A 25,765-nucleotide genomic window follows, 5' to 3' on the forward strand; every position below is an offset into this window, starting at 1 on the left:
TCAGGCAAGGGCGGCTCCTGATGGCTTGATGCGCGTTTCGGCGCGGCGACGCAGCGTTTCGGCAATCGTGAGCAGAACGAAGGAGGCGACCAGGAGCAGCGTGCCGAGCGCCAGCACGCCGGGCAGCTTCGCGGCGAAACGCAACTGACCCCAGATGTAGACAGGCAGCGTCGTTTCCGTGCCGGCGAGGAAATAGGCCATGATGAACTCGTCGAGCGAGATGGTGAAGCAGACGAGCAGCGACGAGATGATGGCTGGCGCGACCATGGGCAGTGTCACGCGCCTGAACGTGCCGAAGGCGGTTTCGCCGAGGTCGGCCGAGGCCTCCTCCAGGCTCCGGTCGAAACCTTCGAAACCCGACGTGAGCACGGTCACCGAGTAGGGCACGCAGATCAGCACGTGGCCGAGCACGACGGTGAGGAGGGAAAGCTCGAGCCCGAGCGACAAAAGCACCAGCAGCATGGCGATGGCGACGATGATCTCCGGCAGCACCAGCGGCGCCATGATCAGCCCGTTGATCGAGCGCCGACCGGCGAAACGGTAGCGCGTCAGCGCGCGGGCCGCGCATATGCCGAGAACCGTCGCGAGCACGGCGGCCGACACCGCCACGACGAGGCTGTTGCGGGCTGCGTCGAGCAGTGCGGGCGTGTGCGGCAAGCCAGCATACCATTTGAGCGTCACGCCCTGCAGCGGGAATTTCGGCGTCGCCGCGGTGTTGACCGAGAAGATCGGCAGGAACAGCACGGGCAGATAGAGGAAGCCCAGATAGAGGAAGGCATAGACGGGCAGCCAGTTGCCGAGAAAGCGGCGCGTCGGGGTCATCGCGCGAGCCTCGCGGCCGAGCGGATCAGGAAGACGGTCGCCGCGGCCATCGCCGTGACGGCCGCCATGGTGGCCACGGACAAGGCGGCGCCCAGCGGCCAGTTCGCGCCCTTCAGGAACTGCGTCTGGATCGCGGTGGAGATCATGACGCCGTCCTTGCCGCCCACCAGCTTCGGCGTGACATAGTCGCCGACCGTCGGGATCATGACGATGAGCATCGCCGCGACCACGCCCGGAATGGAGAGCGGCAGCGTCACGCGCAGGAAACGCAGGATCGGCCCGTCTCCCAGATCGGTCGCGGCCTCGAGCAAGGTGCGGTCGACTTTCTCCAGCGACACGAAGATCGGCAGGATCGCGAAGGCGGCCCAGGCATGGGTCAGGGTGATGATGACGGCGCTGGTATTGTAGAGCAGCGCGGTGGACGGCTCGTCGATGAGGCCTAGCCCGAGCAGGCCAGAATTGAGCACGCCGTTGTAACCCAGGATGACCTTCCACGACATCACCCGCAGCAGGTAGCTGGTCCAGAACGGGATGGTGATCAGGAAGAGCCACAGGTTCTTGTGGCTGCCGCCGTGGAAGGAGATGAAGTAGGCGATCGGATAGGCGAGCACGACGGTCAGGGCGCTGACCACGAGCGAGACATAGAGCGATCGGAACAGCAGGTCGCGATAGATCGGCTCGGTCAGCGCGACGCGGTAGTTCTCCAGCGTGAAGTTGCGATCGACCGTCAGATAGTCCTGGGTCCAGAAGCTGTAGGCGATCACCAGAAGGATCGGCAGGCCGAGCAGGATCAGCGCGTAGAGGAAGGTCGGGCTCACCAGGGCCAGCCCCTTGGCCTGTTCCGACTGCAGAAGGGATTGCCGTCCTGCGCGAGGCGCCGGCAACGGGGACGACCCTTCCGCAGCCACCGTCATTGGAGGGCTCCGGGCGCGGGCTCGGGTCTTTCGGCTTCCGCCATTATGTGTCCCATCGAACAGGCCGGTCCAGCGCGTTCCCCTGCACGGCCGGCTTTTCCAGCATCATGCGCATCCCTCGGTCGAAATCAAGCGTCATTCCTTGATTTTGATTGAACGGACATTCAAAATAGTGCACATGTTCCCTTGTTTTCCGAGGCTTGGACGAGCGGTTCTCATGCTTGGACCCGTCCCACATGGAGGATGATGCGAGATGGCTGCCCTGAAGGACCTGGACAAGACGGTGCGCGGGGAAAGCGATGCGGTCGGAGCCGCGAAACGGCATCTCGTGCAGCCCTGGCCATATGCCGGCTCGATCGGCACGGAAGCACGCAGCCTCATCGGCAGCGGGGAGGGCATCTACATCATGGACGGCGACGGCAAGCGGCTGATCGACGGTCCGGCCGGCATGTGGTGCGTCAATGTCGGGCACCGCCGCAAGGAGCTTGCCGAGGTGATGTACGCGCAGGCCATGGAGCTTTCATACAACACGCCCTGGTACACGATGAACGAGCCCTCGGCCGTGCTGGCCGAGCGCATTGCCGGGCACGCGCCGGGTGATCTCGACCATGTGTTCCTCACCACGGGCGGTTCCTCGGCCGTGGAAAGCGCACTGCGTTTCATGCAGTTCTACAACAATGTGCGCGGCAGGCCGGAAAAGAAGCTGATCCTGTCGCGCGGCGGCGCCTATCACGGCTCGACCTATCTCTCGGGTTCGCTGAACGGGCGACCGCGCGACCGCGACTGGATGGACGGCGCCGACGATCTCGTCGTGAAGCTGTCGGCGCCCAATCCGTTCCGCCGACCCGCCGGCGTCTCGGTTGAGGTCTTTGCCGACCGGCTCGTATCCGAATTCGAGGCAACGGTCGGTCGCCTCGGCGCCGATCGCATCGGCGCCTTCATTGGCGAGCCCATCCAGGCTTCCGGCGGCGTCATCGTGCCGCCCGGTGGCTATCTGAAGCGCATCCGTGAGATATGCCGCTACTACGACATCCTATACGTGTCGGACGAGGTGGTGACCGGCTTCGGCCGGCTGGGGCACGTCTTCGCCTCCGGCGAGGTCTTCGGGATCGAACCCGACATCATCACTTTCGCCAAGGGCGTGACATCGGGTTATTTTCCGCTCGGCGGCATGGTGGTCTCGGCGCGCCTGATGGATGAACTGCGCAGGTCCAATCACCCCGATGCGATGTTCGGCCACGGGCTGACCTACACCAGCCATCCCGTCGGTTGCGCGGTGGCGCTGAAGAATCTCGATCTGCTCGAGGACGGTATCCTCGACCATGCCCGGGCCATGGGCCCCTATTTCCAGGAGCGGCTGAAGACGCTCGAGGAACTGCCGCTGGTCGGCGAGGTGCGGGGGATGGGCCTCATGGGCTGCGTCGAATGCGTCGCCGACAAGGAGAGCCGGGATCCGCTGCAACTCGACAAGGATGTCGGTCGGCGCATCGACGCCCATTGCCATGAGCTGGGACTGTTGGTGCGGCCGCTGATCAATATGTGCGTGATGTCGCCGCCGCTCGTCATCACCCGCGATCAGATCGACGATATGGTCGCGATCCTGCGCGAGGGCATATCGCGGACGATGGACGATCTGAAGCGGGAAGGGGTGTGGAACGAATAGAAGACAACGAATAGCCAACAGAGAATACTGAAGCCGATGAGCATAACGCGCGATGTTCGCAAAGCTCTATTTTCGATACTTGCTGCCGTTCCTATTCTGAGATCTACGATAACTTTTGACCTATTGCAGACCTTGCTTGGTCGAGTGTGGTTGGAGCGTTTCACCCGTGAGGCGACACCCAGAGAATGTCCGCTTTCGTGAGGTCTGATGGAACCTGATCTCGTCGGCGAGCGCTATGCGTGAAGTGCTCGAATCCAGTCATCGAACCCTTGGCCCTCGCTTGGCCTGACGGGAGAGATTTCGGCGCCGGCTTCCGCATGCTGGGTCGTCAAAGCGCGTATGTCTCGTGCGGATTGCCCGTACTGCTGTTTGAATGCTCGGGCAAAATGATCGCTGCGTAGAAACCCGAACTCCGCAGCAACTTCGGAAATACGCCTGGTTTCTCTCGAATCAGACAGGACTGTCTTTATGCGCTCAAGCCGCCTGCTCTGGATGTAGCGCAGCACACCTCCCTCCTGATCGAACAATCGGTAGAGCGTTCTTCGGGACACGCCTATAGCATTGCAGATCGCATCGATACTCAACTCGGCGGAATGGAGACGTGCCTCGATAAAACGCTTCGCCCGACGCTGCAGGACCAGTTCGAGACCCGGACGCGCCGCTTCAAGATTGGCAAGGGAGGGGGCGAGGCACGCCGTCAGCATCTCGCATGTCGCTCGGCTTAGCGCCTGTTCGTCACCCGCCGGCAACGTGGGCAGCCGCCGCGCTAGCAGACCCAGGTATTCGGCCAGGAGGGCCGCGTAAGGACCGGACGGCGCACCCCCATGAAGAGCGCCTAGGTTGGGGAGGCGATCCTCAACCAGCGACCTTGGCAAGAACAACGCCACGAGACTGCAATTCGGTTCGTCGCTGACCAATTCGCAAGAAAGATCAAGCACTGAAACCTGGCCGGCCCTACCCTCGAACTCGCCCCGCGGCGTCTGGGCTCTCCAGCCGCCCGTGCAATACAGGTTGAGGACAAAGTGATCCATGCCGTCTCGGCGCACCCGCGCCGGCGATCTGACATATCGCTGCCCGCCAAGATCAGCGTTGGTGACAACCATGTCGCCGAGTTGGAAGGCATCGACGCTCGCGTTGAATGTCGTTTCGGCGTCGTCAGAAAGTCGCTCGACGTCGAAAACAACTGCGATACTCTCTCGCCAGATTTCGAACTGCTGCGTGGAGAAACGGCTGCTGGAAATAGTCGAAGGATTCACAAATCCCTCCTCTTTGCCTCATGAGGTGTCGCCTCAGATTGGCACGCTGAGTCAAGTTTTGGCACGGATGTGGTCTTGAGACCAGTCGCAGCGAGCCTATCCTCACGTTCGAACTTCTTGCCCTGGGAAACATCGAGCCGCTTCACCTCACGGAGGAGTGCCTATGCCCATCCCGTTCGATTCCGTGCGGTCGCTGGAGCGCATCGAAGCCTGGGTTGCTCGGAACCATCCAGATCGCCTGCCGTTCGTTCGACCAGGCGCAGATGCCTGCACCCTTCAACGGATCGAGGCCAAATTCGGGAAAGCGCTGCCTTCCGAGATTCGGCTTCTCTACGCCGCCCATGACGGCCAGCCGGAGGGGGCGCCCGCCCTCTACCTTAATCAGCGATGGCTACCGCTTGATCTCGTGGCTGTGGCTTGGGAGGATCTTTGTCTCCGGTACGGCGCCGGTGACGAACTGCATCTGGCCGCACTGACAGGCGGCCAGCCTCTCCCGCACGCTGCGATTTGGTCCGCAAGTTGGCTGCCTCTCTTCGGCAGTCCGCGCGGTGATCACTATTGCATTGATCTGCGGCCAGAGCGCCCTGATCGGGACGGCCAAGTCATCTGGTTTCTCTACGATCAGACGGAGCGCATTATCGTTGCCCAAAGCATGGGCGAGCTCCTCTTACGGGTTGCGGATGGTCTCGACGCCGGAGTCTGGCGGCTGGACGATGGATACGATGGATTGAGCGATTGACCAGCACTCGTTGAGCGAAGGCCATAGGAGAAAGTCATGAAATCGAAGGCAGTATTTCTGGCTGCAACGATAACGTCGATGCTGTCAGCGTCCTCGGTCCTGGCCCAGGAGATGCCGGCTCCGCCCCTGGTCGAGCAGATAAACAACGGCAACTGGCTGCCGCAGCAGGAAGCCCAGGCCCTGCGCGACGAGCTGTTCTACCAGCGCGCCATCCACGCCTACATCACCATGCTTCCAGCCCTGAACACCATCGGCATGCGCGACGGGTCGGAGGCTACCTTCGGCAAGGGCTACAACATACTGCCGATCTGGAAGGATCGGATGGACTCGCGTACGTGGGTGCCGACGCCCAATGCCGACGTCATCTATTCTATGAGCTATTTCGACCTGAAGGAGACCGGGCCACTCGTCGTCGCCGCGCCGCGCGACGTGATCGGCATGTTCACCGATTTCTTCCAGCGCACCATCACGGATGTCGGGCTTATCGGGCCGGACCGCGCGCGGGGCGGGCTCTACCTGCTGCTGCCGCCGGACTATGACGGCGAGATTCCGAATGGCTATTTCGCCTTCAAATCGAAGACCTACAACGTCTTCCTGTTCTTCCGCACCATCATGGCGAAAGGCGAGAATGGGCCCGACCCGGCTCCTGCCGTCGCGCTGGCGGAATCGACGCGCGTCTATCCGCTGTGGGCGTCCGAAAAGGACGTAAGGCCGATGGAGTTCCCGAACGGCTCGGGCAAGCGCGTCAACATGATGTATCCGGTCGACAACGAGTTCTGGACCAAACTCAAGGCGTTCGTCGACCACGAGCCTGTGTCCGCCATCGATCCCGAACTTCGTGGCGTCCTGGCCTCGATCGGCATTGTCAAGGGACAGCCGTTCAATCCGACCGCGAAACAAGAGGAGATGCTGAAGAAGGCGGTTGAAACGGCGCCGAAGATGATCCTGGCATTGCGGCAGCTCGGCCGGCCGGACGAGCGCGACCGCTACTACACAGACAGGCAATGGGAGAATGTCTGGGCCGGCGTGACGGCCGACTGGTTCCAGGACAGCTATCTCGATGTGAACCAGCGGGCTACCTACTTCCAGGTCGCCTATTCGTCGGCGCCTGCGATGGTGATGCGCACCCTGGGAGCCGGGTCCAAATATCCCGTCGCGCGCCGGGATGCGGCGGGGGAGTTCCTGAACGGCTCCAACACCTACAGGCTGCACCTACCGCCCAATCCGCCAGCCGCGCTGTTTTGGGCCGTCACAGCCTACAACATCACCGACGGGACCATGGTGGAAGCGGCGCAACTGATGCCGTCGATCAACGGCTTCAACAAGGTCGCGACCAACCAAGACGGCTCGGTGGACCTGTGGTTCGGACCTGAAAAGCCTGTCGACGCGCAGGATTCGAACTGGATCCAGACGGTCAGCGATCGAAACTTCCTGGTGGCCTTGCGCCTCTACGGCACCGGCGTCGAGTTCTTCGATCAGACCTGGAAGCCGGATGATGTCGTGAAGGCGGATTAAGGAGTTTTTCGAGATGAAACGCACGGTACTTCTGATAGCGGCCGTTTGCCTTGCCACGGCCCCTTTTAACCTGGCCTTTGCAGATCAGGCACGCTTTGACAGCCTCGCAAACCTGCCCTTCGAGAACAACCGCCCAACGGCGGAAACGGCCCAGACGCTGAAAGACGAATTACTCTTTCAGCAGGCCACGCAGGCCTACCTGTGGGCGCTGCCGCTCATCAACACGCTCGGCATGAAGTTCGGCTCGGAAGAGGTGTTCGGCGCCGGCTACAATGTGCTGCCGGTCTGGAAGGAGCGGCTGGATACCAAGACGCTGGTGACGACGCCGAACTCAGACGTGATATACGCGATGGGTTATGCCGACATGGGTGAGACCGGGCCGATCGTATTCGAGGCGCCGCCGAACTTGCAGGGCATCCTGCTAGATTTCTGGCAACGCCCGATCCCCGTCGACGGCGGCAAGTTCATGGGCGACGTGGGGCTGCCCGGACCGGATGCCGGTAAGGGCGGAAAGTTCCTCGTGCTGCCACCGGGGTACAGCGGCGAAGTGCCCGAAGGCTATTATGTCTATCGCTCGGACACCAACAACCTCTTCATCTTCCTGCGCGCCTTCTATCAGGATCCGAACGACCTCTCTCCGGCCGTCAAGCTGATGGAACAAGCAAAAGTCTACCCGCTGAACCTGCCCGAGGCCGAGCGCAAGCCGATGCAATATCCGAACGCCTCCGGAGTTCCGGCGAATATGCTGCCGCGCTCCGACATCAGCGCTTTCGAGCAGTTGAAATGGCTTCTAGACCACGAGGGGAGGAACCTCGCCGGCCCGGACGGGCTCGGAATCCTGGCAAGTATAGGCCTGGTCGCGGGGAAGCCATTCACACCTTCTCCGACAACGCGCGAAATCCTCGATGACGCCGCCGAGGTCGCATACAAGATGAGTCGGGTCATCGGCATCAGTGAGGATGTCGAAGGGCGTTCGCTGCTGGTCTGGCCCGACCGGCGCTGGACCAACCCGATCAACACGGCCGCAGAGCCGGGGCCGGAGAAGTCGATCGACTTCCACTGGGTGGACCGTGAGCACGGCTTCACCGACGTCGAGCGGCGGGTCTGGATGTTCACCGATTACTACTCAATCAGCCCGGGCATGGTTTCGCTGACACCTGGTCGCGGTGCCTTCTATTCGATCGCCTTTAATGACGCCGCCGGTGAGCCGCTGTCAGGTGACAGCTCCTACAAGCTGACGTTGCCGCCGGATGTCCCGGCAGAGCTCTTTTGGTCGCTGACACTCTACGAGGCGGAGAACGCCTCCGGCCTTGCGACCGAGGCGAGGCGCTTTCCATCCCTTGGCTCGCGCGACAAGCCAGTTCAGAACGCAGACGGAACGATCGATCTCTACATTGGACCGAAGGCGCCGGCGGGCCAGGAAGCCAACTGGCTAGCGACGGCGCCGGGACGCGGGTTCTTCGCAATCCTCCGGCTCTACGGGCCTGGCGAAAGGGCAGTCGACTATAGCTGGAAGCCAGGCGACCTTGTGAAGGTGCAATGAGGAATGCTGCAAGGCGTTCGCCTTCCGGGCGCGTGCCGCGAACCCAACGCCGTTGTTGCCGCCTAACTCGCGGGAGCAACGTCAAATGCAATGGAGTACAAAATGACTTGGAATTCCGCATTCCTAGTAGCATCCACGTTGCTTTGCAGCGTGGCACTCGCCACTGCCGTTCGGGCTCAATCGGCCTCTGCCGAAAAAGACCCATTTCACGAAAACCCGGTCATCGAAACTCGCGTCGGCGAGCTCAAGTTCGAGAACGGTTATCCCACGCAGGAGACTGTTCAGAAGCTCTATGACGAGATGGATTTCCAACGGGCGTCGCAGGCCTATCTCTGGGGCATTCCTGCGGTCGGCCTCAATGAATGGCGCCGAGCGCACTACGACGTGTTCGGCGGCAAGAGCGGCGAGATGTTGACCTATTTCGACTTCGCCGAAAAACTTGGCATCCTGACGCCCAACTATACCACCCCTTACATCGCTACCTTCATCGATCTGAAGGAAACCGGTCCCTTCGTCGTCGAAGTCCCCGCGGGCCTGATCGCGGGCATGATCATGGACAATTGGCAGCGTGTGCTTGCCGACCTCGGCGTCGTCGGTCCCGACAAGGGACACGGTGGCAAGTATCTGATCATGCCGCCCGGCTACGGGCCGGTCGAAGCCCCGGGCTACTTCGTCGTGCAGGCGACGAGCCGCGATGTATTCGCCGGGTTCCGGCTGATCGGCGAGGACAAGGAAAAGGAGATCGCGAAGCTGGTTCCGCAGATCAAGACCTACCCATGGACGGTTGAAAGCACCGGAGAGCCGATATCCGCCCGCGCTGCCGGCGACAAGCCGTGGAGCCAGATGCCGCCGCGCGGCATGGCCTATTGGGACAGCCTCAACGAGCTTGTTCAGCGAAATCCCGTCGACGATCGCGACCGGCTGATCCTGGCGCAACTGAAATTCCTCGGCATCGAAAGAGGCCAGCCGTTCAAGCCCGACGAGCGGCAGTCCAAGATCCTCGCCGACGCTGCTCTCGTCGGCGAGGCGATGGCCAAGGCCAACACCGTTGACAAGCGGGTCGAACCGCCGTTCTGGGAAGGCACCAATTGGAAGCACGCGCTGGTCGTCTCCATCGACCAGAGGGCCAACACCTACGACCAACTCGACGAGCGCGCCGCCTGGTTCTACGAGGCGGTGGCCATTTCCAAGGCGATGCTCACCGAGACGCCCGGTGTGGGTCAGCGTTACATCGCCTCCTACAAGGACAAGGACGGCAATTGGCTGATCGGCGGCAACACCTACAAGCTGCACGTTCCGGCGAATCCGCCGGCCAAGAATTTCTGGTCGGTCACGGCCTATGACGAGGGGTCGCGGCAGATGCCGGTGACAGAGCAGGGTCGGCCTGACATCTCGTCGCGCAAGGAAGACATCGTCAAGAACGCGGACGGATCGATCGACGTCTATTTCGGTCCGAAGGCTCCCGCGGGCCACGAAGCGAACTGGATTCAGACCAACGCCGACAAGGGCTGGTTCGCCTACTTCCGCTTCTATGGTCCGACCGAGCCGTTCTTCGACAAGTCATGGGGGCTGCCCGACGTCGAGAAGATCGATTGAGTGACGGGCCAGGTGCAGGGCGCGCCACGAGCGCTCTGCCTACTCGCCTCGGCGGTTCGCCTTTACGGCACTGGTACGGAATTGTTCGACCAGACCTGGAAGCCCGACGATCTCGTCAAGGTGAAGTGATGGCGATCGGGGACGCGTCCCCATGAGCCGCGCCCCTCTTCCACGCGTTACTCGGTCACGTTCCCGGCGGGACAGGCCCCCCGGTCAACGGCTTCTGGTCGCTGACCATGTATAACGACAAGCATCTTTTCCACGCGAACGACCTCAAGCGCTACTCGCTGGGCACCAAGAACAAGAACCTTCAGCGCAATGCGGATGGCTCACTTACGCTCTATGGCACGACGCGGTGCAGGACTCGGCGCTCGTTCATACCCTCGATAGCAGAGCCTGATTCAACCCCCGCATATCCTTCTCCTCGGGCGCGGTTTCCAGTCCAAGCACAGGCAGGACCCCGCGCAGATGGTCGTGGTGGGTGCGCACGCCATATTCGAGGTCGGAGAGGTAGAAGCCGCCGAAGGCTTCCGACAGCATGGATTCGTTCGACCACACCGAAAGCTGCACGTCCTCCGCCATTGTGTCGCGATCGATGCGATAGGAAAGGTAGCGTGCAGCCGCCTGCTCGCGGCTTTCATCGGTATAGCGGTAGATCGCGCCGCGCAGCAGGGTCTCGCCGGTCGACAGCGGGAACTCCTGGTAGAACTGCACCGATTCCGGCATCAGCGCGATCACATTGTTGGGAAAGATCCCGTAATAGATCCAGGCTTGCCTCAGATGCTCGGGCAGGCGCAAGGGCTTCGGTGCGAACTTGATGTAGTTCCTGACGCTCCAGCGGCGGCCGGCGTGCGGATTGTATGTGGCGAAGGAACGCGACACTCCGTTGACGAAGGGCTCGTCGAAATAGGTCGATCCGTAGAGATCCTGGAGCGCCGGATGCGCCATGGCGACATGGTAACCCTCATTGTCGACGTCGCGCACCGATTTCCAGTTGACGGGCGATTTTTGCGTCCAGATGCCCCAGGAGGGCACCATGTCGGCCACCTGGTAATGGGCGATCTCGGTTTCGACCGCCTTCATCAGCTCGGCCACGGCGGGCTGCGGGCCCTTGCGGAACCGGATGAAGATGAGACCCATCCAGATTTCGAGGTCGAGCGGCATGAGGCCGAATTCGTGCTTGTCGAGCTCGGGGAAGGAGCGCGGCCTGGCAGCACCTCGCAGCGTGCCGTCGAGATTGTAGACCCAGCCGTGGAAAGGGCAGACGAGCGCGTTGCGGCAATTGCCCTTGTCGTCGGCGACCATGCGCGAGCCGCGGTGCCTGCAGATGTTGTGGAAGCCGCGCACCACGCCGTCCTTGCCGCGCAGGATGATGGCGCGCTCGCCCACGACGTCCATGGCGAGATAATCGCCGGGACTGGGAACGTCGCTGACATGGCCGGCGATCTGCCAGTGGTTTCGGAAGACATGCTCCTTCTCGAGCTCGAGAAGGGCCGGGCTGTGATAGCTCCAGCCCGGCAGCCCGCGCCGGTCCCAGTCGTTGGGGACGGCGACGCCGTAGAGGTGATGTTTCATATCCATGGGATCATTCTTATTGAATGTTCATTCAATAAGAGCATATTTATGATTTAATTGCAACAGCTTATACAAACGCGATTGTTGGATCTCTGCCGCAGTGCAGCGGCGGGAGGCGTGCCGGGTCGTTGTTCCGCCTGGAAAACTCCGATTTTTCCGGGAGTTAATCTCGTCCCTGCGACCCTGTCGGATAGGAATGCGCCGTTGTCCGCGCGCCTACGCACGAAATCCGGATGCGGGTGCCTGGACCCTTGTCGAACGAAGGCGCGGCTTCGGGCGAATTCAAAGCGAGCGGATCAGACGGGAGATCTGACCGGGCGCGTCCGTGGTGATCTGGCGCACCTTGGCCCCGACGAGCGCCGCAAGCGCGGGCGCATCGATCCCCCGACCGGGATTGACCGTCCAGGCGTCGGTCTCGATGCCGAGGTCGAGCAGGCGAGCGACGAGCGGAAACCGCCGCCTCTGCGCGGCAACAATGGCATCGAACCTGAGATAGGCGATGCTCACGCCGGCCTTGCGGCGCTCGATGTGGCGCAGCAGCCGCTCAGGATCGCGCAAGCCAGGCTGGCGCGATACCGCCAGCATCGGGTCGTAGCCGAGCCGGGCTCCGGGAATGACCGAAACGAAGCGGCGCGCATCCTCGAGATGATGCGACCCGACGACGATGGCGTCGCCCAATCCGCGAACTGCTGCCGCCGCGTCGCCGATCGCCGAATCCGGGAGCCGGCGTCCGTTGAGAAGCTTGAGGTCGAGCTGAAGGTTGGCCGATGGCGCTCTCGGCAGTATTCGAAGCGGGGCCACCAGCTCGGCGAGCGGCAGGACCGGCGCATCGGGGTCGGCGGCGCCATCGGCGTCGCGGTGAAAGAGCCCCCGGATCGAGGCAATCGGCGTGGACGGGACGCGCCCGCGTCCGGTCGTCGATGGGCCCAGCGTCGGATCGTGCAGAACCGCGAAGCGGCCGTCTGCGGTGGCCAGGATATCGACCTCGAGGCTCGCTCCGAGCCGCCATCCAAGGGCGAGGTTCGAACGCCTGAAAGGCGCTTCGGCGAGATATCTTCGCAGCTTGTGCCACTTCAGGCGAATAGGCCCGTGCGGGCCCTCGACAGCAATCGGCGTGTCCGACGCCTCGCCGCTGACTTCCTGAGCAACCTGCTTCAGCGGCGCCACCACGTGCCCCTCCCCACCCATCTCGAAGAACTGGACAAGTCGGCGGCCGCCGACCCGTCAAGTCGGGGCGCGAACATGCGCGCCTGCGACGAGCTTCTGCTCGGCCGTCTCGAACACCAGTGAATTCTCCGGCGCAAAGCCGATCTTCACCTCTTCTCCGGGCGAGTGGGCGGCAGATGAGCCCTGCTCGAGCACGCGAACGGTGCCGACTCCGGTGTCGACGACATAGAGGATCTCGCGCCCCATCGGTTCGATCTGCATGATGCGGCCGGGAAAGCCGCTGCCACCGAATCGCAGATGTTCCGGCCTCAGTCCGACGGTCAGCGCTCCTGATGCCCCTTCGATCGGGAATTGGGTGCCGTTGGCGCTGACCTTGCCGCCCTCGGCTTTGCCCGCAATCAGGTTGATGGGCGGCGAGCCGATGAAGCCGGCGACGAACAGGCTGGATGGCCTGAGATAGAGATCATCCGGCGTCCCGACCTGCTCGATGCGGCCGGCGCGCATGCAGATGATGCGGTCGGCCATCGTGGTGGCCTCGACCTGGTCGTGCGTGACCAGCACGGTTGTCACCCCGAGGTGCTCCTGCAGGGACTTGATCTCCGTGCGCATCGAAAGCCGAAGGGTCGCGTCGAGGTTGGAAAGCGGCTCGTCGAGCAGCAGCAGTTGTGGCTCCTTCACCAGGGCACGCGCCAGTGCAACCCGCTGCTGCTGGCCGCCGGAAAGCTCGCCGGGACGGCGTTCGAGCAGTTCTGCGACCCGGACAAGTTCGGCGGCGGCCTTCACCCGGCCGAGAGCTTCGTCGCGCGGCGTCTTCTTGAAGCGTAGCGGGAACAGGATGTTGTCGCGCACGCTCATATGCGGATAAAGGGCATAGGACTGAAAGACGATGCCGACATTGCGGTCCCGCGCCTCCACCTCGTTCACGACATGGTCGTCGAAGAGCAACTCGCCGCCGGTCGGCACGTAGATCCCGGCGAGCATGAAGAGGCTCGTCGACTTGCCGCAGCCGGAGGGGCCGAGCAGCGCGACGAACTCGCCGTCCTCGATCACAAGGTTCATGCCGGGGATCACCTCGACGTCGCCGAAGCGCTTCGACACGTTGCGGAACTCGATCCTGGCCATACCAGTCAGCCCTTCACGCCACCGATCGACATCTGCATCAGATAGCGCTGGGCGGCCAGATAGAGGATCAGGCTTGGAACGAGGTAGAAGACGCCCACTGCCGAGACCACTCCGTAGTCGACGCCCATGACGTCGTCCCGCACCCAGTACATGTAGAGGCTCATGGTCCAGTTGGTGTTTCTCACCAGGAAGGTGAAGACGAAGATGTACTCCTCCCAGCCCCGGATGAAGGTGAAGACCGCTATTGCGAGGATGCCGTTCCTGACTTGCGGCAGCACGACGCTGACGAATGCCTGCCGCCGTGACGCGCCGTCGGTCAGGGCGCTCATCTCGATGTCCCATGGCACAGCGTCGAAGAAGCCCTTCATGATGAAGATCGCGAAGGGCAGCTCAAAGGCGACGAGCACCAGGATCACGCCGGCAAGCGTGTCGAGCAGCCCGATCCAGTAGAGCATCAGGAACATCGGCACGATCAGCGTCATCACCGGGAAGGCGTGCAGCACCAGCAGCGAGCGTAGCATCGCCGAGCGCCCGGGGAATTGGAAACGCGACAGGTAATAGGCCGCCAGCGAGGCAACCGTGACGACAATGGCCGTCTGCGCGCCGGCAATCAGGACCGAGTTGCCGAAGGCGTGCCAGACATTGGGGAACTGTACCGCACCTTTCACCTCTCCGACCCGCGATCGCACCACGGAAGCGAAGTCCGGTTCCCACAGGAAGATGAAATTGCCGACATGGAGGTCTCGGCCGACGAAAAGGACGATGGCAAGGACGGCGATCGCAGTGATGACCGCCATGCCGATCCACATCTGGCGACGGTCCTGCGTGAACGCGGCGGCGAGCCACAGGGCTACCACTGTCGGCACGACCACCGCCGTCGACCGCCAGAGCACCGCCGTCTCGGCGACGCCGGTCCTGGCCGAGAAGGCGATCGTGACCAGCCAGAAATAGGGGAGGATGATCGGCAGCGAGACGGCGATCAGGAAGGAGTAAAGGACGACCGCCTTGGTGCGGCGCAAATTGCGCGCCCGTGCCGCCAGCCTGTCCCAATCGACCAGTGGCTCGTGCGTTGCCGCGGATGTTGTTGGGATCGCCTCGACCGCCATCTCAATGCACCTCGATGCGCGGGCGTTGCAGCAGGCGCTCCATGTCGAAGAAGCGCCAGCCGATAAGCGCTACGACCACGCCGATTACGATCAGGAACAGCGCCAGCGCGGCGCCATAGGCATACTGGCCGTTCTCGAAGGCTCGCCGGTATACGTAGAGCGCATAGACCGTCGTGTCATAGAACGGACCACCCCTCGTGAGCAGCAGGATGTACTCGAAGCTCACCAGAAGCGAGAGCGTCTGGTAGATCGTCACGAAGCTGATCGGCCAGCGCAGGGCCGGCAAGGTGATGAAGCGGATCTGCGCGAAGGTCCCGGCGCCGTCCACCGCGGCGGCGTGGAACAGGTGCTCGGGAATCCCGCGGATCGCGGCGGTGAAGATGATCATGCCCATCGAGGCGCCGATGAAGCCGTTGGAGATGATGATGAGCGCAACCGGAGCGGAGGTCAGCAGGTCGAGCGGCGCATCGAGGCCGAAGCCCTGCATCAGGACCTGGTTGACGAGACCGGCTTCGGTCGGGCTCACCGCCCACAGCCAGAGCAGAATGTAGAGCACCGACGGGCTCATCCGCGGCAGGAGCCACACGCCGCGGAAGAAACCGCCGGAAACGTTCCGGAGCGACGTGGTGGTGATGGCGAGAATCAGGCCGAAGGTCACGTTGAAGATCGCCAGCGTGCCGAAGACGTAGATGAAGGTGAGCCCGATGACCGGCGTCAGCCGGCGGTCGCCGCGGAAGATCTTCTCGAATTGCTCGATGGTGAACCCGGTGATGCGAAGCGACCGGTTGAGGTCGGTGAACGAGACTGCGATGTCGATGAGAACCGGGACGATGAAAAACAGGACCGTGAGAATGATTGCCGGGCCAAGCAGGATCACGAAGTTCGCGCGCCGGCGGGTCGCAGACCGGGCATGGCCGCGGTGCTCGATCATGAGTTCGTCTAAAGTCGTCATTGCCTGACTCGCTCGTTGCGACGGTCGATGCGGTGCGTAGCTCGACCGTCGCAAGGCCGATCGGGGCTATTTGACGACGACGTCTTCGAGGCTCGCCGACGCCTCGTCGATCACGAATTCCGCCGCGTCGTCCGCCGACAGCCGTCCCGACTCTATGCCCTGGATCGCCGCATAGATGATGCCGTTGAGCTCGCCGAACTGCGCATTGTTGGGAAGGAATTTTGTGATCTTGAGCAGGTCGGTCGCACGGGCGAGTGGCCAGGCTTCCGCATAGCGCGGATCCTCGAGCTGCTCGGGCTTGATGCCGAGATGGGTCGTGGTAACCGCATGATCGGTGTTGAGGTCGGCCGCCGAGGCGTGGCCAAGCAGGCGGACAGCGAGTTCCGGCTCCTTGGTGCTGGCGGAGATCACGTAGACGATCGGATGGGTCAGGCTGACCGGCGAGCCGCCCTTGGCGGGTGCCGGCCCGGCGATCCAGCCCCAATCCGCGAAGAAGGCTTTTTCATCCTGTGGCAGGCCGTAGGTCGGGAAGGCCACGCTGCCGAGATCCCAAATGCCGTACATCCAGAAGGCTGCATTGCCGGTATAGAACTCCTTGCGCAGCGCGTCGAATTCCATCGCGGTGTTGTTGGCGGGGATGACGCCTTCCTTCACCCCGCGCTCGAACCAGCCGAATGCCGCGGCGAGCTTGTCACGCTCAAGGAGCAACTTGCCACTCGCCGGATCGATGAAGTCATTGCCGTAGGCATTGAAGACCATGATGTAGTCGGGGCCCTTGTTCGGCCGGTGAAGGACGCCGTACTGGGCTTTCGTCTTGTCGACCACCTGCTTGGCGATATCCAGGACCTCGTCCATTGTCAGGTCGCCCGACAGTGCCCGTTGGGGCAAAGCGTCGACGAAAGCGGCGTCATAGCCGGCCTCGCGGAGGAGTTTCTTGTTGTAGAAGAACATCCTCGCCTCCGCATCCTGCGGGATGGCGTAGGTGCCGTCGGGGCACCTGGTCGATGACCAGAGCTCCGGGAAGATCGTCCCGAAGTGCTGCGGGTATTTGGCGATATAGTCGTCGAGCTTGAGGGCGAAGCCGTCCTGCTGGAAGGCGCAGACCCATTCATGCGCAGCGATGAACATGTCCGGCCCCTGGCCGATGCCGAACACTTTCAGGAGCTGCAGAGCGTCGTCGTCAAAACCCTTGGCAGGGCTCTCGCGCACCGCGACCTCGATACGCTTGGGTGAACCTTCGGCCTCGAGTTCCTTGTTGAGCCGCTCTGCAGCCTTGACCACATTGCCCGGACGCAATGGTCCGGAAGGATCCTGACGCGACCACAGCTCGAATTTCACGGTCTCCTGGGCGAAAACCGGCATTGCCGTGAAGACGGCTGCCAAGCCACCCGCAAGTACTGCACTCAGGAGTGCGGCGGCAGTTCCACTCTTCCAGTGAATCATCTTTCCATCCTCCCTGCTGCGGCACGCTTCACCGCGCCGTCATGTTGTTGCAATGCTGTGCAACAGGATTATGAATGCACTTGGGAGAATGTCCAGTGGGAGGGGTCGAACCGTGACCGACGGCAGAGACAATGGCCAGGGTCGTTTCGTGAGCGCCCAGGCCGTCGCCGAACGGGCGGGCGTGTCCCGCTCCGCGGTCTCGCGAGCCTTCACCCCTGGCGCAAGCATAGCGCCGGCAACCCTGGCCAGGGTGCACGAGGCGGCCGCCGCCCTCGGCTACCAGGTCAACGATCTCGCCCGGGGCCTTCTCGCCAATCGCAGCCGGTTGGTCGGGCTGGTGACCTCTGACGCCGACACACCGTTCCGCGCCCAGATGATCGCCGCGCTGTCGCAGGCCTTGATCGAGCGTGGCAACATGCCGGCGATCATCAACATCGGCACCACCACGGAAGACATTGCGAATGCCAGCCGGCAGTTGCTGCGCTACCGGGCGGAGGCGACCGTCTTCCTGTCAGGCTCGCCGCCGGAGAGCCTGGTCGAGCTGACGCGCCGCAACGGACAGCCGCTGATCCTGATCAACCGAGCCGAGACGGGCCTCGACAGCGTTCATTGCGACGACAGGGACGGTGCGCAGCAGGCCTTCGGGATCCTGTCCATGACCGGAGCCCGCCGCTTCGCCGTGATCAACAAGGAGGATCCGAGCCCGAGCCTTGCCGTTCGCGAGCGCGCCTTCGCCGAGTTCGCAGCCGCGTCGGGATTCAAGCCGACGATCGTGAGGGCCGGTCACTCCGACTATGACGGCGGGCAGGAGGCGGCGCGGCAATTGCTGGCGCGAGGACCGGCACCTGACGCGATCTTCTGCGTCAACGACCTGATGGCGTTCGGGACGCTCGATCATTTGCGCGGCGCGGGCCTGCGTGTACCAGACAACGTGTCGGTCATCGGCTTCGACGACGTTCCCATTGCCGCGTGGGCCTCCTACAGGCTGACCACGCTGCGGCAGGACCCCCGGCGCATCGCCCGCGAGGTCGTGTCGATCCTCGACCGGCGCCTCTCCGATCCGGACCTGCCGCCGATATCGGTCCATATCCCGGTCGAGCTCGTAGTTCGCGAAACCGTCAAGACCCGCCGGCAGGAGGCGCGTCTTCGCAAATAGGGAGACCAGCCGGGTATGTCCTTCAGCTTCCTGGCCCGCGAGGCGGGGCATGTCCATGTCTGCGGCCACCGCGGCTACAGCCTCTGCTATCCGGAGAACACGCTGCCGGCGCTAGAGGCGGCCCGGACGGCAGGCGCGACCACGGTCGAGATCGACGTCGTACTGACTGCAGACGGCGAGCCGATCGTCCTGCACGATCTGACCGTCGACCGGACAACGGACGGGCATGGCTTCGCAGCCGACCTCGGCCTTGAGCAGATCCGCCGACTGGATGCCGGCGTCCGGTTCGATCCCTCCTTCGCCGGTACGAAGATTCCGACCGTCGCGGAGACGCTCGACTGGGCCAAAGCGGCGGATATGGGGATCGTACTGGAGATCAAGGAGGCCGAGCGGCCGGATCTCGCCGCCGATCGCGTAGCGGCATTGCTCAGAGCAACGGGGACGCTCGACCGCGTCATCGTGATCGGCTTTGACCATGCGGTTCTGAAGCGCGCCGTAGAGCATCATCCGGGACTCAAGACCGAAGCAATCACCCATGCCCGCCATGCCGACCTCATCGGTGTGCTGGAGACTTGCGGCGCGGCTTCGGTCTCGATCGAGCTCGACATGTTCCACCCCGACGATGCGCGGGCATTGCATGAAGCGGGTTTCAGCAATCGTCTCAGCATGCCTCGCCCGGACAAACTCGCCGAATACTGGCGGGGCGGCCGCGACCCGCTGCCGAAAATCGTGCAGTGGATTGTCGATGGGCTGGTCGATTCGATTTCCGGCGACGACGTGCCGTTCATCGCTCGCCTCGTCAGACAAGCCGGCCACGCCAGTTGAGAAGATCGCCATGGCTCGGATGCAACCAGATGTTCTCGATAACCGCCTGCGGGCGGCGGAAGCCGTGGTCCGCGAAGCAGGCCGGCTCGCCGCCGATCATTTTGCCCGGCGCGAGCTTTTGAGTATCGACCGCAAGGGTGCGCAGGACCTGGTGAGCGAGGCCGACCGCGAATGCGAAGACCTCATCGTCACCGGTCTCGGCCGCCTGTTTCCCGAGGACGGCTTTCTCGGCGAGGAGCGCGGCTCCCGCAACCCGGAGGCGCCTGCCGTCTGGGTGATCGACCCGATCGACGGTACGCATAATTTCCTGACCGGCATTCCGTTCTGGTGCGTCTCCGTCGGCCTGGTCGTCGACGGTGCGTTGGCGCTCGGGATCATCTACGCCCCGCTCGCGGCGGAGCTGTTTTCGGCGAGGAAGGACGGCGGCGCCTTCCTCAACGGCCGGCCGATCAAGGTCAGCGGCGAAACCGACCCGACGCGTGCCCGTGTCGCGGTCGGCTTCAGCTACCGTCGGCCGGTCAAGGAGCATGTCCGCGCGGTCGATGCGCTGCTTTCGGCGGGGTGCGAGTATCTCAGGCTCGGGTCCGGGGCGCTCGGCCTTGCCTATACGGCAGCGGGGCGCTTCGACGGCTACTGGGAGCGCCATATGAATTCGTGGGACGCCGTGGCGGGCTTGCTGCTGGTCCGCGAAGCCGGCGGCTGGACGAATGACTTCGCGGCCGAACACCTGGCGTATGGGAGTGAAATCCTGGCCGCCACGCCGGCGCTGGCCGACATGGTCAAACGGCATGTGAGGTTCGGCAGCCCCGAAAGGTAGCCGGCCGTCTGGATCGAAGCCAACTTCGTTCCATTCGCTTTGCTCGTCCGCCATGCTTTCGCGCCATACGGCGACAGGTGGGTGCAAGCGCGAATCTCGCCCGCCCCTGCCAAGCGTATCGCATCCACCGCCGTGCGCAGTCATGACCGGCCTTGACTGATTTTGACCGAAATCTGCCCGAACCGCTTGTTTCAAACCTGTTACAGAGGCGAGTTCGGACAACATCGGGCAGAAACACGGTTGGCCTATTGTCCCTTCAACAGGGAACAACAAGGCGACGACAATGGCCGGCAAGAGAACCACATCAGTCGGGAACGGGCACGGGCCGGTGCGCGGCTTCGATTTCCCCAGGATCGCGTTGCGCCAGCGCACGCAGGATCATCCGATGGCGATGTTCGCGGTGGCCGCTGCGGCCTGCTTTCTCGCCATGGCGCTCATTCCCACATCGGGACCGGCCTTCGCGGCCATCGGCGGAGCGCCGCGCAAGATCGCGGACGACGTCCGCACCACGCAGAAGACGGCACGCCTGCCCATGTCGGAGACCGAGAGGGCCTGCGAGGGACAGGCCTGGGGCAACGAGTCGCTCGATTGTCTGCTCGTGATCGCCCGGGAGGCCGGTGACCGCAAGGCTCGCACGATCCGCATGATCGCCAATGCCGAGCCGAACCGGCAGACCCCAAACGTGTTCTGAAGCTTTCAGCCCTCCAGCCTCTGGCTCCCTGCCGACCCCTCCGGCAGGGGGCCTTTTTTTGCTGCGGAGCAGGCTGTTCCTGTTCCCGGCATGCCCAGCCGGGTCGATTTTCCGCCGTTGCTACTTCGTCAGCGTGATCTGGTCGCCGACCGCAGCGAGCACGCCGCGGACGTCGAGCGTGCTGAACGGCTTTTCCAGGATGAGAGGGCGCAGATGCGGCGCCAGCGCCTCCACCTCGGCACGGGCGCCGATCATGTCGCCGGTGACGAGCACGAAGCGCCGGCTGAGATCGGCGCGATGGCCGATGATGTCGCGATAGATGCCGATGCCGCTGGAGCCCGGCATGCGCAGGTCGCTGAACACGATGTCGGGCGCGACATCGGGCAGGATCTCGCCGGCCGAGGTCCAGGCCGATAGCATCACCGACTTGATGCCCATGAGTTCGAGGATATCGGCCAGGGATTCGGCAACGTCGGGTTCGTCGTCGACGATGAGCGCGCGGCGCAGGCTGGTCGATTGGGCGTGTCCAGTGCCGGCACTATTCTGCGCACCTGCCGTGGCCGGCAGTTCCACCACGAAACGCGCGCCGCTCGGCTCGGTCGCCTCGAACCAGACCTTGCCGTTGTGGCGCTCGACGATCGAACGGGAGATCGACAGGCCGATGCCGGTGCCGACCCCCACGGGCTTGGTCGTGAAGTAGGATTCGAAGATGCGGGAGCGGATTTCCTCCGGAATGCCCGGGCCGTTGTCCTCGACCGAGAACCCGACGGTGCCGTTCGGGTTCCGGAACGTACGCACCTTGATGCGGCGGTCGCGCGGGCTCGATGCCAGCGCATGCTGGCTGTTGACGAGGAAGTTGGCGGCGACCTGGGTGAGGTGGTCGGCATCGGCCATCACCAGCACCGCGCCTTCGGCAAATTCGGCGTCGACCCCGATGCCGCTGGTGCGCGCGCCGTAGGCGGTGACTTCGAGCGCGGAGCGCAACACATGGTTGAGGTCGGTTTCGGCCTGCGCCGTGGGCTGGAGCCGCACCATGCCAAGGAAGCTCTTGACGATGCGGCCGCATCGCTCGGCGGCGGCGCGGACCTTCTCGGCGCGGGCCTTGGTCTGGGGGTCGACGGCGAATTCATGCAGCAAGGTCGACTGCGCCACCACCACGGCGAGCGGATTGTTGAGCTCATGCGACACGCCGGCCAGCAGCGAGCCCATCGCCGCGACCTTCTCGTTCTGATGCAGCTTCTCCCGCTGGCGGTTGATCTCGTCCTCGGCATAGCGCTTCTCGCGCAGGTCCCGGATCGATCCGAGAAACAGCCGGCGATCGGCGATCTTGACCTCCGACGCGGTCAGCTCGATCGGGAAGATCTCGCCCGATGCATGCTGCGAAACCGTCTCGAGCCGGCGGCCGAGCATGGGGGCGCCGCGCCCGGCCATGTATTCTCCGCCATTGGCGTGGCCGGCCCGGTAATATTCGGGGATGATCGTGTCGAGTATGTCCTGGCCGACGATGTCGATGCGCCGATAGCCGAACATCCTTTCGGCGGCCGGGTTGAATTCGACGATCTTGCCCGTTTCGTCGATGATGATGACGGCGTCCAGCGACGCCTGCAGCATGGCCGCGCGCATGATCTCCGCGACATGCGCATCCGACTGGGAGCGCTCGATGGCGTCGCTGATGGCGATGGCCACGATCTCGGCCGCCGCCTTCTCCTCGTCGGTCCACTTGCGTTCTCTCAGGCAGTCGTTGATGGCCAGCGATCCCGCTGCCTGGCCGTTGACGAAATAGGGGATCGACAGGAACGATTTGATGTTCTGGTTTTCGAAGTCCCGCCTGAGGAAGCCGCCGATCTCGCTCGTCAGCCCGGTAAACATCTTGCCCTGCCTGCCTTCCCGGGCGATGCGACCGAGCAGCTCATCGGAGTGGATGACCGATTGCGGGATGACCGTCGGCATGCCGGAGATGCCCTCGATCTTGTCGTCGACCCAGAATCCGGCCACGGACTGGATAAGCCCATGGTCGGGCGCTTCGCGCAGACGGAACAGGATCGTGCGATGCGCCGACATCGAACGGCCGATGAGTTCCAGTGCCCAGCCGAGTTCCTGGCGCCAGTCCTCTGCCTGCCGCAGCCTTCGCACGATGCGGGCGGCCGCGACGGAAACGCCGGGCTCGACGATGTCCATGTCCATGCTGGGCGGGATCGTCTCGATCATGCGGCCGGTTCCATTGTTCAACCCGGTGCGTCAGCCGGCGTCGCCGGCGGGCAGCGAGAAGATGTAGCCCTCGCCGCGAACGGTGCGCAGGAATTTCGGGCTGGAGGGATCCTCCTCGATCTTCTTGCGGAGCCGCATGATCCTGATGTCGACGGCACGCGAGGAATCGGAATCCTCCTCCACGCCGATCGCTTCGGAGATCGCCGCCCGCGTCAGCAGCCGGTTGGGCCGGCTGAGGAATATCTCCAGCACGTCGAACTCGCTCTTGGAGAGGTCGACGATGGAACCGTCGGGCGCGGTCACCAGGCGCCCCTCGAAATCGGCGGTGTAGCCGCCGAAGGCCATTGTCCGCCGGGGCGCCTCGCTCTCCGATTTCGCCTGCGCCGGTTCCATTTGCTGCGGAACGCGCCTAAGCACGCTGCGCACCCGCGCCAGCAGCTCGCGCAGTTCGTAGGGTTTCACGATGTAGTCGTCGGCCCCGATCTCGAGCCCGACGATGCGGTCGATCGCCGTGCCCGCGGCGGAAGCGAAGATGATCCCGGCTGACATGGTCGAGCGGATCCAGCGGCCGAGCGACAGGCCGTCCTCGCCAGGCATGGCGATGTCGAGAATGGCGAGATGAAAGGGACCCTCGGCGGCAAGCGCCCGCATCTCGGCGGCATCGGCGGCCGTCGCGACATCGTAGCCGTTTGCGCCGAGATATTCCGCGACGGCTTCGCGCAGATCCGGCTCGTCCTCGACGATTACGATGCGTGCTCGCAGTGCTATCTCGCCTCCGCTTTCAGCGGACAGTAGATTGGGTATAAACATCTTGTCTAGTTACATCCTCGAACTTGAGACCGGGACTTTTCATGGCGAGGCCAGTCGTTGCGTTGATCGGTTTTTCCGCTGATGCCGCCACCGAGCTCGACGACTATCTCCAGCGGCGCGGATATGTCGTGCGCCTTGCGGCGGACGGCTGGCAAGGCGATGCGCTGATCTGCGAGGGCGGTGTCGATGTCGCGGTCGTCGAACTGGCGCTCGAAGACGGCGCCGGTCTCGACCTGCTCCGACGCCACGGCGCCGGCGGCACGCTTTTCATGATGGTGAATGGACGGTCCGACCTGATCGACAAGATCCTGGCCCTGGAACTCGGCGCAGCCGACGCTGTCGAGCGTCCTGTCAATCCGCGCGAGATCGCGGCGAGGATCGGCGGGCTGATCGCCCGGCGAGGCCAGCGTGGCAGCGAGTTGCTGGTCCTCGAGAACGCGACGGTCGACCTGAAGGCCGCTCTGGTGATGCACCGGTCGGGGGGAGAGGACGCCCTGTCTCCCGGGCAGATCGCGCTGCTTCGGCTGTTTGCCGCCAATCCCCGCACGGTGCTTACCCGCGACGATATCATCGCCGCTGCGCCGGCCGAGGCAACTGACGCCTTCGACCGGTCGATCGATTCGCGCATCGTGCGGCTTCGCCGCAAGCTCGACACCGAAACGATCACCACGGTGCGCGGCACCGGCTACCGCTTCGACCCGCCGTCGGGCGGTTGAGCAGGCAACCCGGCACCGATTTCGGCCGGCCCCGGCGATGGGCGTTCTTATCAGGCGATGCAAGATCGGGTCACCGCGCCTGCTGGTGCGACGCGACCTGAACTGCGCCGATGCCGGATCCGGAATGCCCGGCATCGGCGGGCGACTTCAGCAGCACCGCCGCCACCGCGGCAATGCCGAGCAGTCCCTGGGCATAAAGAAGCGCGGAAAGAACCGCAGCGCCCTTGTTGGCCTTCATGGTCGGATCCTCCGGGAGCGTGCCGGGTGCGGGGCTTCTGTGGGAGCGGTCCAGAGATGGCCGGCCGGGCTCCCCGCGAGCGAGGGTACACCCGTCGCCACGCCTTTCCCGACCAGCTCGATCGTCCTGCCGCATTCCATGTCCCGTCCAGACATCCGTGTTTCTATGCGCACAGAATGACAGGGCCCTGTTTCAGGACGATGCCGCGCCGCCCGGCCCCTGTTGCAGGATGGTTTCCGGGCGCAACCGAATTGCCGGGCGCGAGGTCAAGCGCGGGACGCTCATATTGCTTGATATGAAACAATTACGAAACATAATTGCGTTTCAGCGAAATCAATTCGAAACAGCGCGTGCGCATATTGCTCCCATCGAAACGGACCAGTCATCTTTCGGGGGAACACATGACCACCAACTTCGCCAATCGTCTCATAAACCTTGCGACATGCACCATGATCGGCTTCGGCGCCTTGCTCGGCTGGGGAGCCGACACCGCAGTCGCGGCCAACAAGATCGTGGCGCGCGTATCGATTTCGCAGCAGACGATGCGGGTCATGATCGACGGACGGGAAACGTTCCAATGGAAGGTGTCGACCGCGGGCAAGGGCTATGTCACGCCGACCGGTTCGTTCACGCCGACCCGCATGCACGAAATGTGGTATTCGAGGAAGTACGACAATGCGCCGATGCCGCATTCGATCTTCTTCCACGGCGGCTATGCCGTGCATGCCACGCCGCATGTCAAACGCCTCGGCCGCCCGGCCTCGCATGGCTGCATCCGGCTCCATCCCGACAATGCCGCAGATTTCTACGAGCTGGTCCAGGCCTTCGGCCCGTCCAACACCCGTATCGTCATCGTTAAATAGCCGGCGCGCGACTTTCGCCGGGCCTTTA

The 25,765-nt window shown here is 63.5% G+C and carries 24 protein-coding genes and 1 pseudogene; 13 read left to right on the forward strand and 12 right to left on the reverse strand.

The features are described 5' to 3' along the window. Both JN280_RS11515 and JN280_RS11520 read right to left on the reverse strand, forming a co-directional pair. A complete protein-coding gene (locus JN280_RS11515) occupies positions 1-822 on the reverse strand; it encodes an ABC transporter permease (RefSeq protein ID WP_202312274.1) in 822 nt (273 codons plus the stop codon). Then, on the reverse strand, positions 819-1,736 hold the full coding sequence (locus JN280_RS11520; RefSeq protein ID WP_202312275.1) for an ABC transporter permease: 918 nt from the start codon (positions 1,734-1,736) through the stop codon (positions 819-821). The genes JN280_RS11515 and JN280_RS11520 overlap by 4 nt, the downstream gene beginning before the upstream one ends. A 253-nt stretch (positions 1,737-1,989) precedes the next feature. Between JN280_RS11520 and JN280_RS11525 the strand changes: the two genes are divergently transcribed. Further along, positions 1,990-3,399: an aminotransferase gene (locus JN280_RS11525; protein ID WP_202312276.1), complete on the forward strand. Its 1,410-nt coding sequence runs from the start codon at positions 1,990-1,992 to the stop codon at positions 3,397-3,399. 233 nt (positions 3,400-3,632) lie between these two features. Here the strand turns inward: JN280_RS11525 and JN280_RS11530 are convergent, their stop codons facing one another. Further along, the gene (locus tag JN280_RS11530) at positions 3,633-4,655 is read right to left on the reverse strand and encodes a helix-turn-helix domain-containing protein (RefSeq protein WP_202312277.1); all 1,023 of its coding nucleotides are present in this window, start codon (positions 4,653-4,655) and stop codon (positions 3,633-3,635) included. A gap of 163 nt (positions 4,656-4,818) precedes the next feature. On the opposite strand from JN280_RS11530, the gene JN280_RS11535 reads away from it, so the two are divergent. From JN280_RS11535 to JN280_RS40115, 6 genes and pseudogenes are all read left to right on the forward strand, one after another. Then, positions 4,819-5,394 (forward strand): SMI1/KNR4 family protein, encoded by a 576-nt coding sequence (locus JN280_RS11535; protein ID WP_202312278.1) that lies wholly within the window; start codon positions 4,819-4,821, stop codon positions 5,392-5,394. 36 nt (positions 5,395-5,430) lie between these two features. Continuing rightward, positions 5,431-6,909 carry a DUF1254 domain-containing protein gene (locus JN280_RS11540; protein WP_202312280.1) on the forward strand — a complete coding sequence of 493 codons (1,479 nt, stop codon included), beginning with the start codon at positions 5,431-5,433 and terminating at the stop codon, positions 6,907-6,909. A gap of 13 nt (positions 6,910-6,922) precedes the next feature. Next, the gene (locus JN280_RS11545; protein WP_202312282.1) at positions 6,923-8,452 is read left to right on the forward strand and encodes a DUF1254 domain-containing protein; all 1,530 of its coding nucleotides are present in this window, start codon (positions 6,923-6,925) and stop codon (positions 8,450-8,452) included. Between the two features lie 102 nt (positions 8,453-8,554). Next, positions 8,555-10,048, forward strand: coding sequence for a DUF1254 domain-containing protein (locus JN280_RS11550; RefSeq protein ID WP_202312284.1), 1,494 nt, complete (start codon positions 8,555-8,557; stop codon positions 10,046-10,048). Continuing rightward, positions 10,049-10,177: a hypothetical protein gene (locus JN280_RS39985; RefSeq protein WP_274609079.1), complete on the forward strand. Its 129-nt coding sequence runs from the start codon at positions 10,049-10,051 to the stop codon at positions 10,175-10,177. Between the two features lie 39 nt (positions 10,178-10,216). Next, positions 10,217-10,392, forward strand: a pseudogene (locus tag JN280_RS40115) (DUF1214 domain-containing protein); the annotation flags it as partial. A 31-nt stretch (positions 10,393-10,423) separates the two neighbouring features. Here JN280_RS40115 and JN280_RS11560 read toward each other — a convergent pair. The 6 genes from JN280_RS11560 to JN280_RS11585 form a co-directional block, all read right to left on the reverse strand. Continuing rightward, positions 10,424-11,623: an aromatic ring-hydroxylating oxygenase subunit alpha gene (locus JN280_RS11560; RefSeq protein WP_202314699.1), complete on the reverse strand. Its 1,200-nt coding sequence runs from the start codon at positions 11,621-11,623 to the stop codon at positions 10,424-10,426. A 282-nt stretch (positions 11,624-11,905) separates the two neighbouring features. Further along, entirely contained in the window at positions 11,906-12,793 is an 888-nt protein-coding gene (locus tag JN280_RS11565; RefSeq protein ID WP_244743233.1) for a glycerophosphodiester phosphodiesterase, read from the reverse strand. A gap of 54 nt (positions 12,794-12,847) precedes the next feature. Then, positions 12,848-13,912, reverse strand: coding sequence for an ABC transporter ATP-binding protein (locus JN280_RS11570; RefSeq protein ID WP_202312288.1), 1,065 nt, complete (start codon positions 13,910-13,912; stop codon positions 12,848-12,850). A gap of 5 nt (positions 13,913-13,917) precedes the next feature. After that, complete coding sequence (locus JN280_RS11575; RefSeq protein ID WP_202312290.1) at positions 13,918-15,018, reverse strand: carbohydrate ABC transporter permease; 1,101 nt, start codon at positions 15,016-15,018, stop codon at positions 13,918-13,920. Position 15,019: 1 nt separating this feature from the next. Further along, entirely contained in the window at positions 15,020-15,970 is a 951-nt protein-coding gene (locus JN280_RS11580) for a carbohydrate ABC transporter permease (RefSeq protein WP_202312292.1), read from the reverse strand. 66 nt (positions 15,971-16,036) lie between these two features. Beyond that, positions 16,037-17,413 carry an ABC transporter substrate-binding protein gene (locus tag JN280_RS11585; RefSeq protein WP_202312294.1) on the reverse strand — a complete coding sequence of 459 codons (1,377 nt, stop codon included), beginning with the start codon at positions 17,411-17,413 and terminating at the stop codon, positions 16,037-16,039. A 112-nt stretch (positions 17,414-17,525) separates the two neighbouring features. Here JN280_RS11585 and JN280_RS11590 point away from each other — a divergent pair, with 112 nt between their 5' ends. The 4 genes from JN280_RS11590 to JN280_RS11605 all read left to right on the forward strand — a co-directional run bounded on the left by JN280_RS11590 (position 17,526) and on the right by JN280_RS11605 (position 20,902). Beyond that, complete coding sequence (locus JN280_RS11590) at positions 17,526-18,569, forward strand: LacI family DNA-binding transcriptional regulator (RefSeq protein WP_244743235.1); 1,044 nt, start codon at positions 17,526-17,528, stop codon at positions 18,567-18,569. Positions 18,570-18,584: 15 nt separating this feature from the next. Then, a complete protein-coding gene (locus tag JN280_RS11595; RefSeq protein WP_202312298.1) occupies positions 18,585-19,394 on the forward strand; it encodes a glycerophosphodiester phosphodiesterase in 810 nt (269 codons plus the stop codon). A gap of 10 nt (positions 19,395-19,404) precedes the next feature. Beyond that, a complete protein-coding gene (locus JN280_RS11600) occupies positions 19,405-20,211 on the forward strand; it encodes an inositol monophosphatase family protein (protein WP_244743237.1) in 807 nt (268 codons plus the stop codon). A gap of 283 nt (positions 20,212-20,494) precedes the next feature. Continuing rightward, entirely contained in the window at positions 20,495-20,902 is a 408-nt protein-coding gene (locus JN280_RS11605; RefSeq protein ID WP_202312300.1) for a hypothetical protein, read from the forward strand. Positions 20,903-21,022: 120 nt separating this feature from the next. Here JN280_RS11605 and JN280_RS11610 read toward each other — a convergent pair whose 3' ends face one another. Both JN280_RS11610 and JN280_RS11615 read right to left on the reverse strand, forming a co-directional pair. Further along, complete coding sequence (locus JN280_RS11610) at positions 21,023-23,110, reverse strand: hybrid sensor histidine kinase/response regulator (RefSeq protein WP_202312301.1); 2,088 nt, start codon at positions 23,108-23,110, stop codon at positions 21,023-21,025. 30 nt (positions 23,111-23,140) lie between these two features. Further along, a complete protein-coding gene (locus JN280_RS11615; RefSeq protein ID WP_202312302.1) occupies positions 23,141-23,920 on the reverse strand; it encodes a response regulator transcription factor in 780 nt (259 codons plus the stop codon). A 41-nt stretch (positions 23,921-23,961) separates the two neighbouring features. On the opposite strand from JN280_RS11615, the gene JN280_RS11620 reads away from it, so the two are divergent. Then, positions 23,962-24,636: a response regulator transcription factor gene (locus JN280_RS11620; protein WP_202312303.1), complete on the forward strand. Its 675-nt coding sequence runs from the start codon at positions 23,962-23,964 to the stop codon at positions 24,634-24,636. A gap of 70 nt (positions 24,637-24,706) precedes the next feature. On the opposite strand, the gene JN280_RS11625 is transcribed toward JN280_RS11620, so the two are convergent. Then, positions 24,707-24,874, reverse strand: coding sequence for a hypothetical protein (locus JN280_RS11625; RefSeq protein WP_202312304.1), 168 nt, complete (start codon positions 24,872-24,874; stop codon positions 24,707-24,709). A 401-nt stretch (positions 24,875-25,275) separates the two neighbouring features. Between JN280_RS11625 and JN280_RS11630 the strand changes: the two genes are divergently transcribed. After that, positions 25,276-25,737: a L,D-transpeptidase gene (locus JN280_RS11630; protein ID WP_202312305.1), complete on the forward strand. Its 462-nt coding sequence runs from the start codon at positions 25,276-25,278 to the stop codon at positions 25,735-25,737. Positions 25,738-25,765 lie beyond the last annotated feature (28 nt).

This window comes from Mesorhizobium sp. L-8-10 (assembly GCF_016756635.1).
Taxonomy (GTDB): domain Bacteria; phylum Pseudomonadota; class Alphaproteobacteria; order Rhizobiales; family Rhizobiaceae.

What these genes read in the sequence shown, in the direction of transcription:
- JN280_RS11560 (WP_202314699.1), bottom strand. Translation starts at nt 11,623, where the DNA reads ATGAAACATCACCTCTACGGCGTCGCCGTCCCCAACGACTGGGACCGG.
- JN280_RS11540 (WP_202312280.1), top strand. Translation starts at nt 5,431, where the DNA reads ATGAAATCGAAGGCAGTATTTCTGGCTGCAACGATAACGTCGATGCTG.
- JN280_RS11535 (WP_202312278.1), top strand. Translation starts at nt 4,819, where the DNA reads ATGCCCATCCCGTTCGATTCCGTGCGGTCGCTGGAGCGCATCGAAGCC.
- JN280_RS11585 (WP_202312294.1), bottom strand. Translation starts at nt 17,413, where the DNA reads ATGATTCACTGGAAGAGTGGAACTGCCGCCGCACTCCTGAGTGCAGTA.
- JN280_RS11625 (WP_202312304.1), bottom strand. Translation starts at nt 24,874, where the DNA reads ATGAAGGCCAACAAGGGCGCTGCGGTTCTTTCCGCGCTTCTTTATGCC.
- JN280_RS11615 (WP_202312302.1), bottom strand. Translation starts at nt 23,920, where the DNA reads ATGTTTATACCCAATCTACTGTCCGCTGAAAGCGGAGGCGAGATAGCA.
- JN280_RS11630 (WP_202312305.1), top strand. Translation starts at nt 25,276, where the DNA reads ATGACCACCAACTTCGCCAATCGTCTCATAAACCTTGCGACATGCACC.
- JN280_RS11520 (WP_202312275.1), bottom strand. Translation starts at nt 1,736, where the DNA reads ATGACGGTGGCTGCGGAAGGGTCGTCCCCGTTGCCGGCGCCTCGCGCA.
- JN280_RS11610 (WP_202312301.1), bottom strand. Translation starts at nt 23,110, where the DNA reads ATGATCGAGACGATCCCGCCCAGCATGGACATGGACATCGTCGAGCCC.
- JN280_RS11600 (WP_244743237.1), top strand. Translation starts at nt 19,405, where the DNA reads ATGGCTCGGATGCAACCAGATGTTCTCGATAACCGCCTGCGGGCGGCG.
- JN280_RS11595 (WP_202312298.1), top strand. Translation starts at nt 18,585, where the DNA reads ATGTCCTTCAGCTTCCTGGCCCGCGAGGCGGGGCATGTCCATGTCTGC.
- JN280_RS11620 (WP_202312303.1), top strand. Translation starts at nt 23,962, where the DNA reads ATGGCGAGGCCAGTCGTTGCGTTGATCGGTTTTTCCGCTGATGCCGCC.
- JN280_RS11580 (WP_202312292.1), bottom strand. Translation starts at nt 15,970, where the DNA reads ATGACGACTTTAGACGAACTCATGATCGAGCACCGCGGCCATGCCCGG.
- JN280_RS11515 (WP_202312274.1), bottom strand. Translation starts at nt 822, where the DNA reads ATGACCCCGACGCGCCGCTTTCTCGGCAACTGGCTGCCCGTCTATGCC.
- JN280_RS11525 (WP_202312276.1), top strand. Translation starts at nt 1,990, where the DNA reads ATGGCTGCCCTGAAGGACCTGGACAAGACGGTGCGCGGGGAAAGCGAT.
- JN280_RS11575 (WP_202312290.1), bottom strand. Translation starts at nt 15,018, where the DNA reads ATGGCGGTCGAGGCGATCCCAACAACATCCGCGGCAACGCACGAGCCA.
- JN280_RS11545 (WP_202312282.1), top strand. Translation starts at nt 6,923, where the DNA reads ATGAAACGCACGGTACTTCTGATAGCGGCCGTTTGCCTTGCCACGGCC.
- JN280_RS11605 (WP_202312300.1), top strand. Translation starts at nt 20,495, where the DNA reads ATGGCCGGCAAGAGAACCACATCAGTCGGGAACGGGCACGGGCCGGTG.
- JN280_RS11570 (WP_202312288.1), bottom strand. Translation starts at nt 13,912, where the DNA reads ATGGCCAGGATCGAGTTCCGCAACGTGTCGAAGCGCTTCGGCGACGTC.
- JN280_RS11550 (WP_202312284.1), top strand. Translation starts at nt 8,555, where the DNA reads ATGACTTGGAATTCCGCATTCCTAGTAGCATCCACGTTGCTTTGCAGC.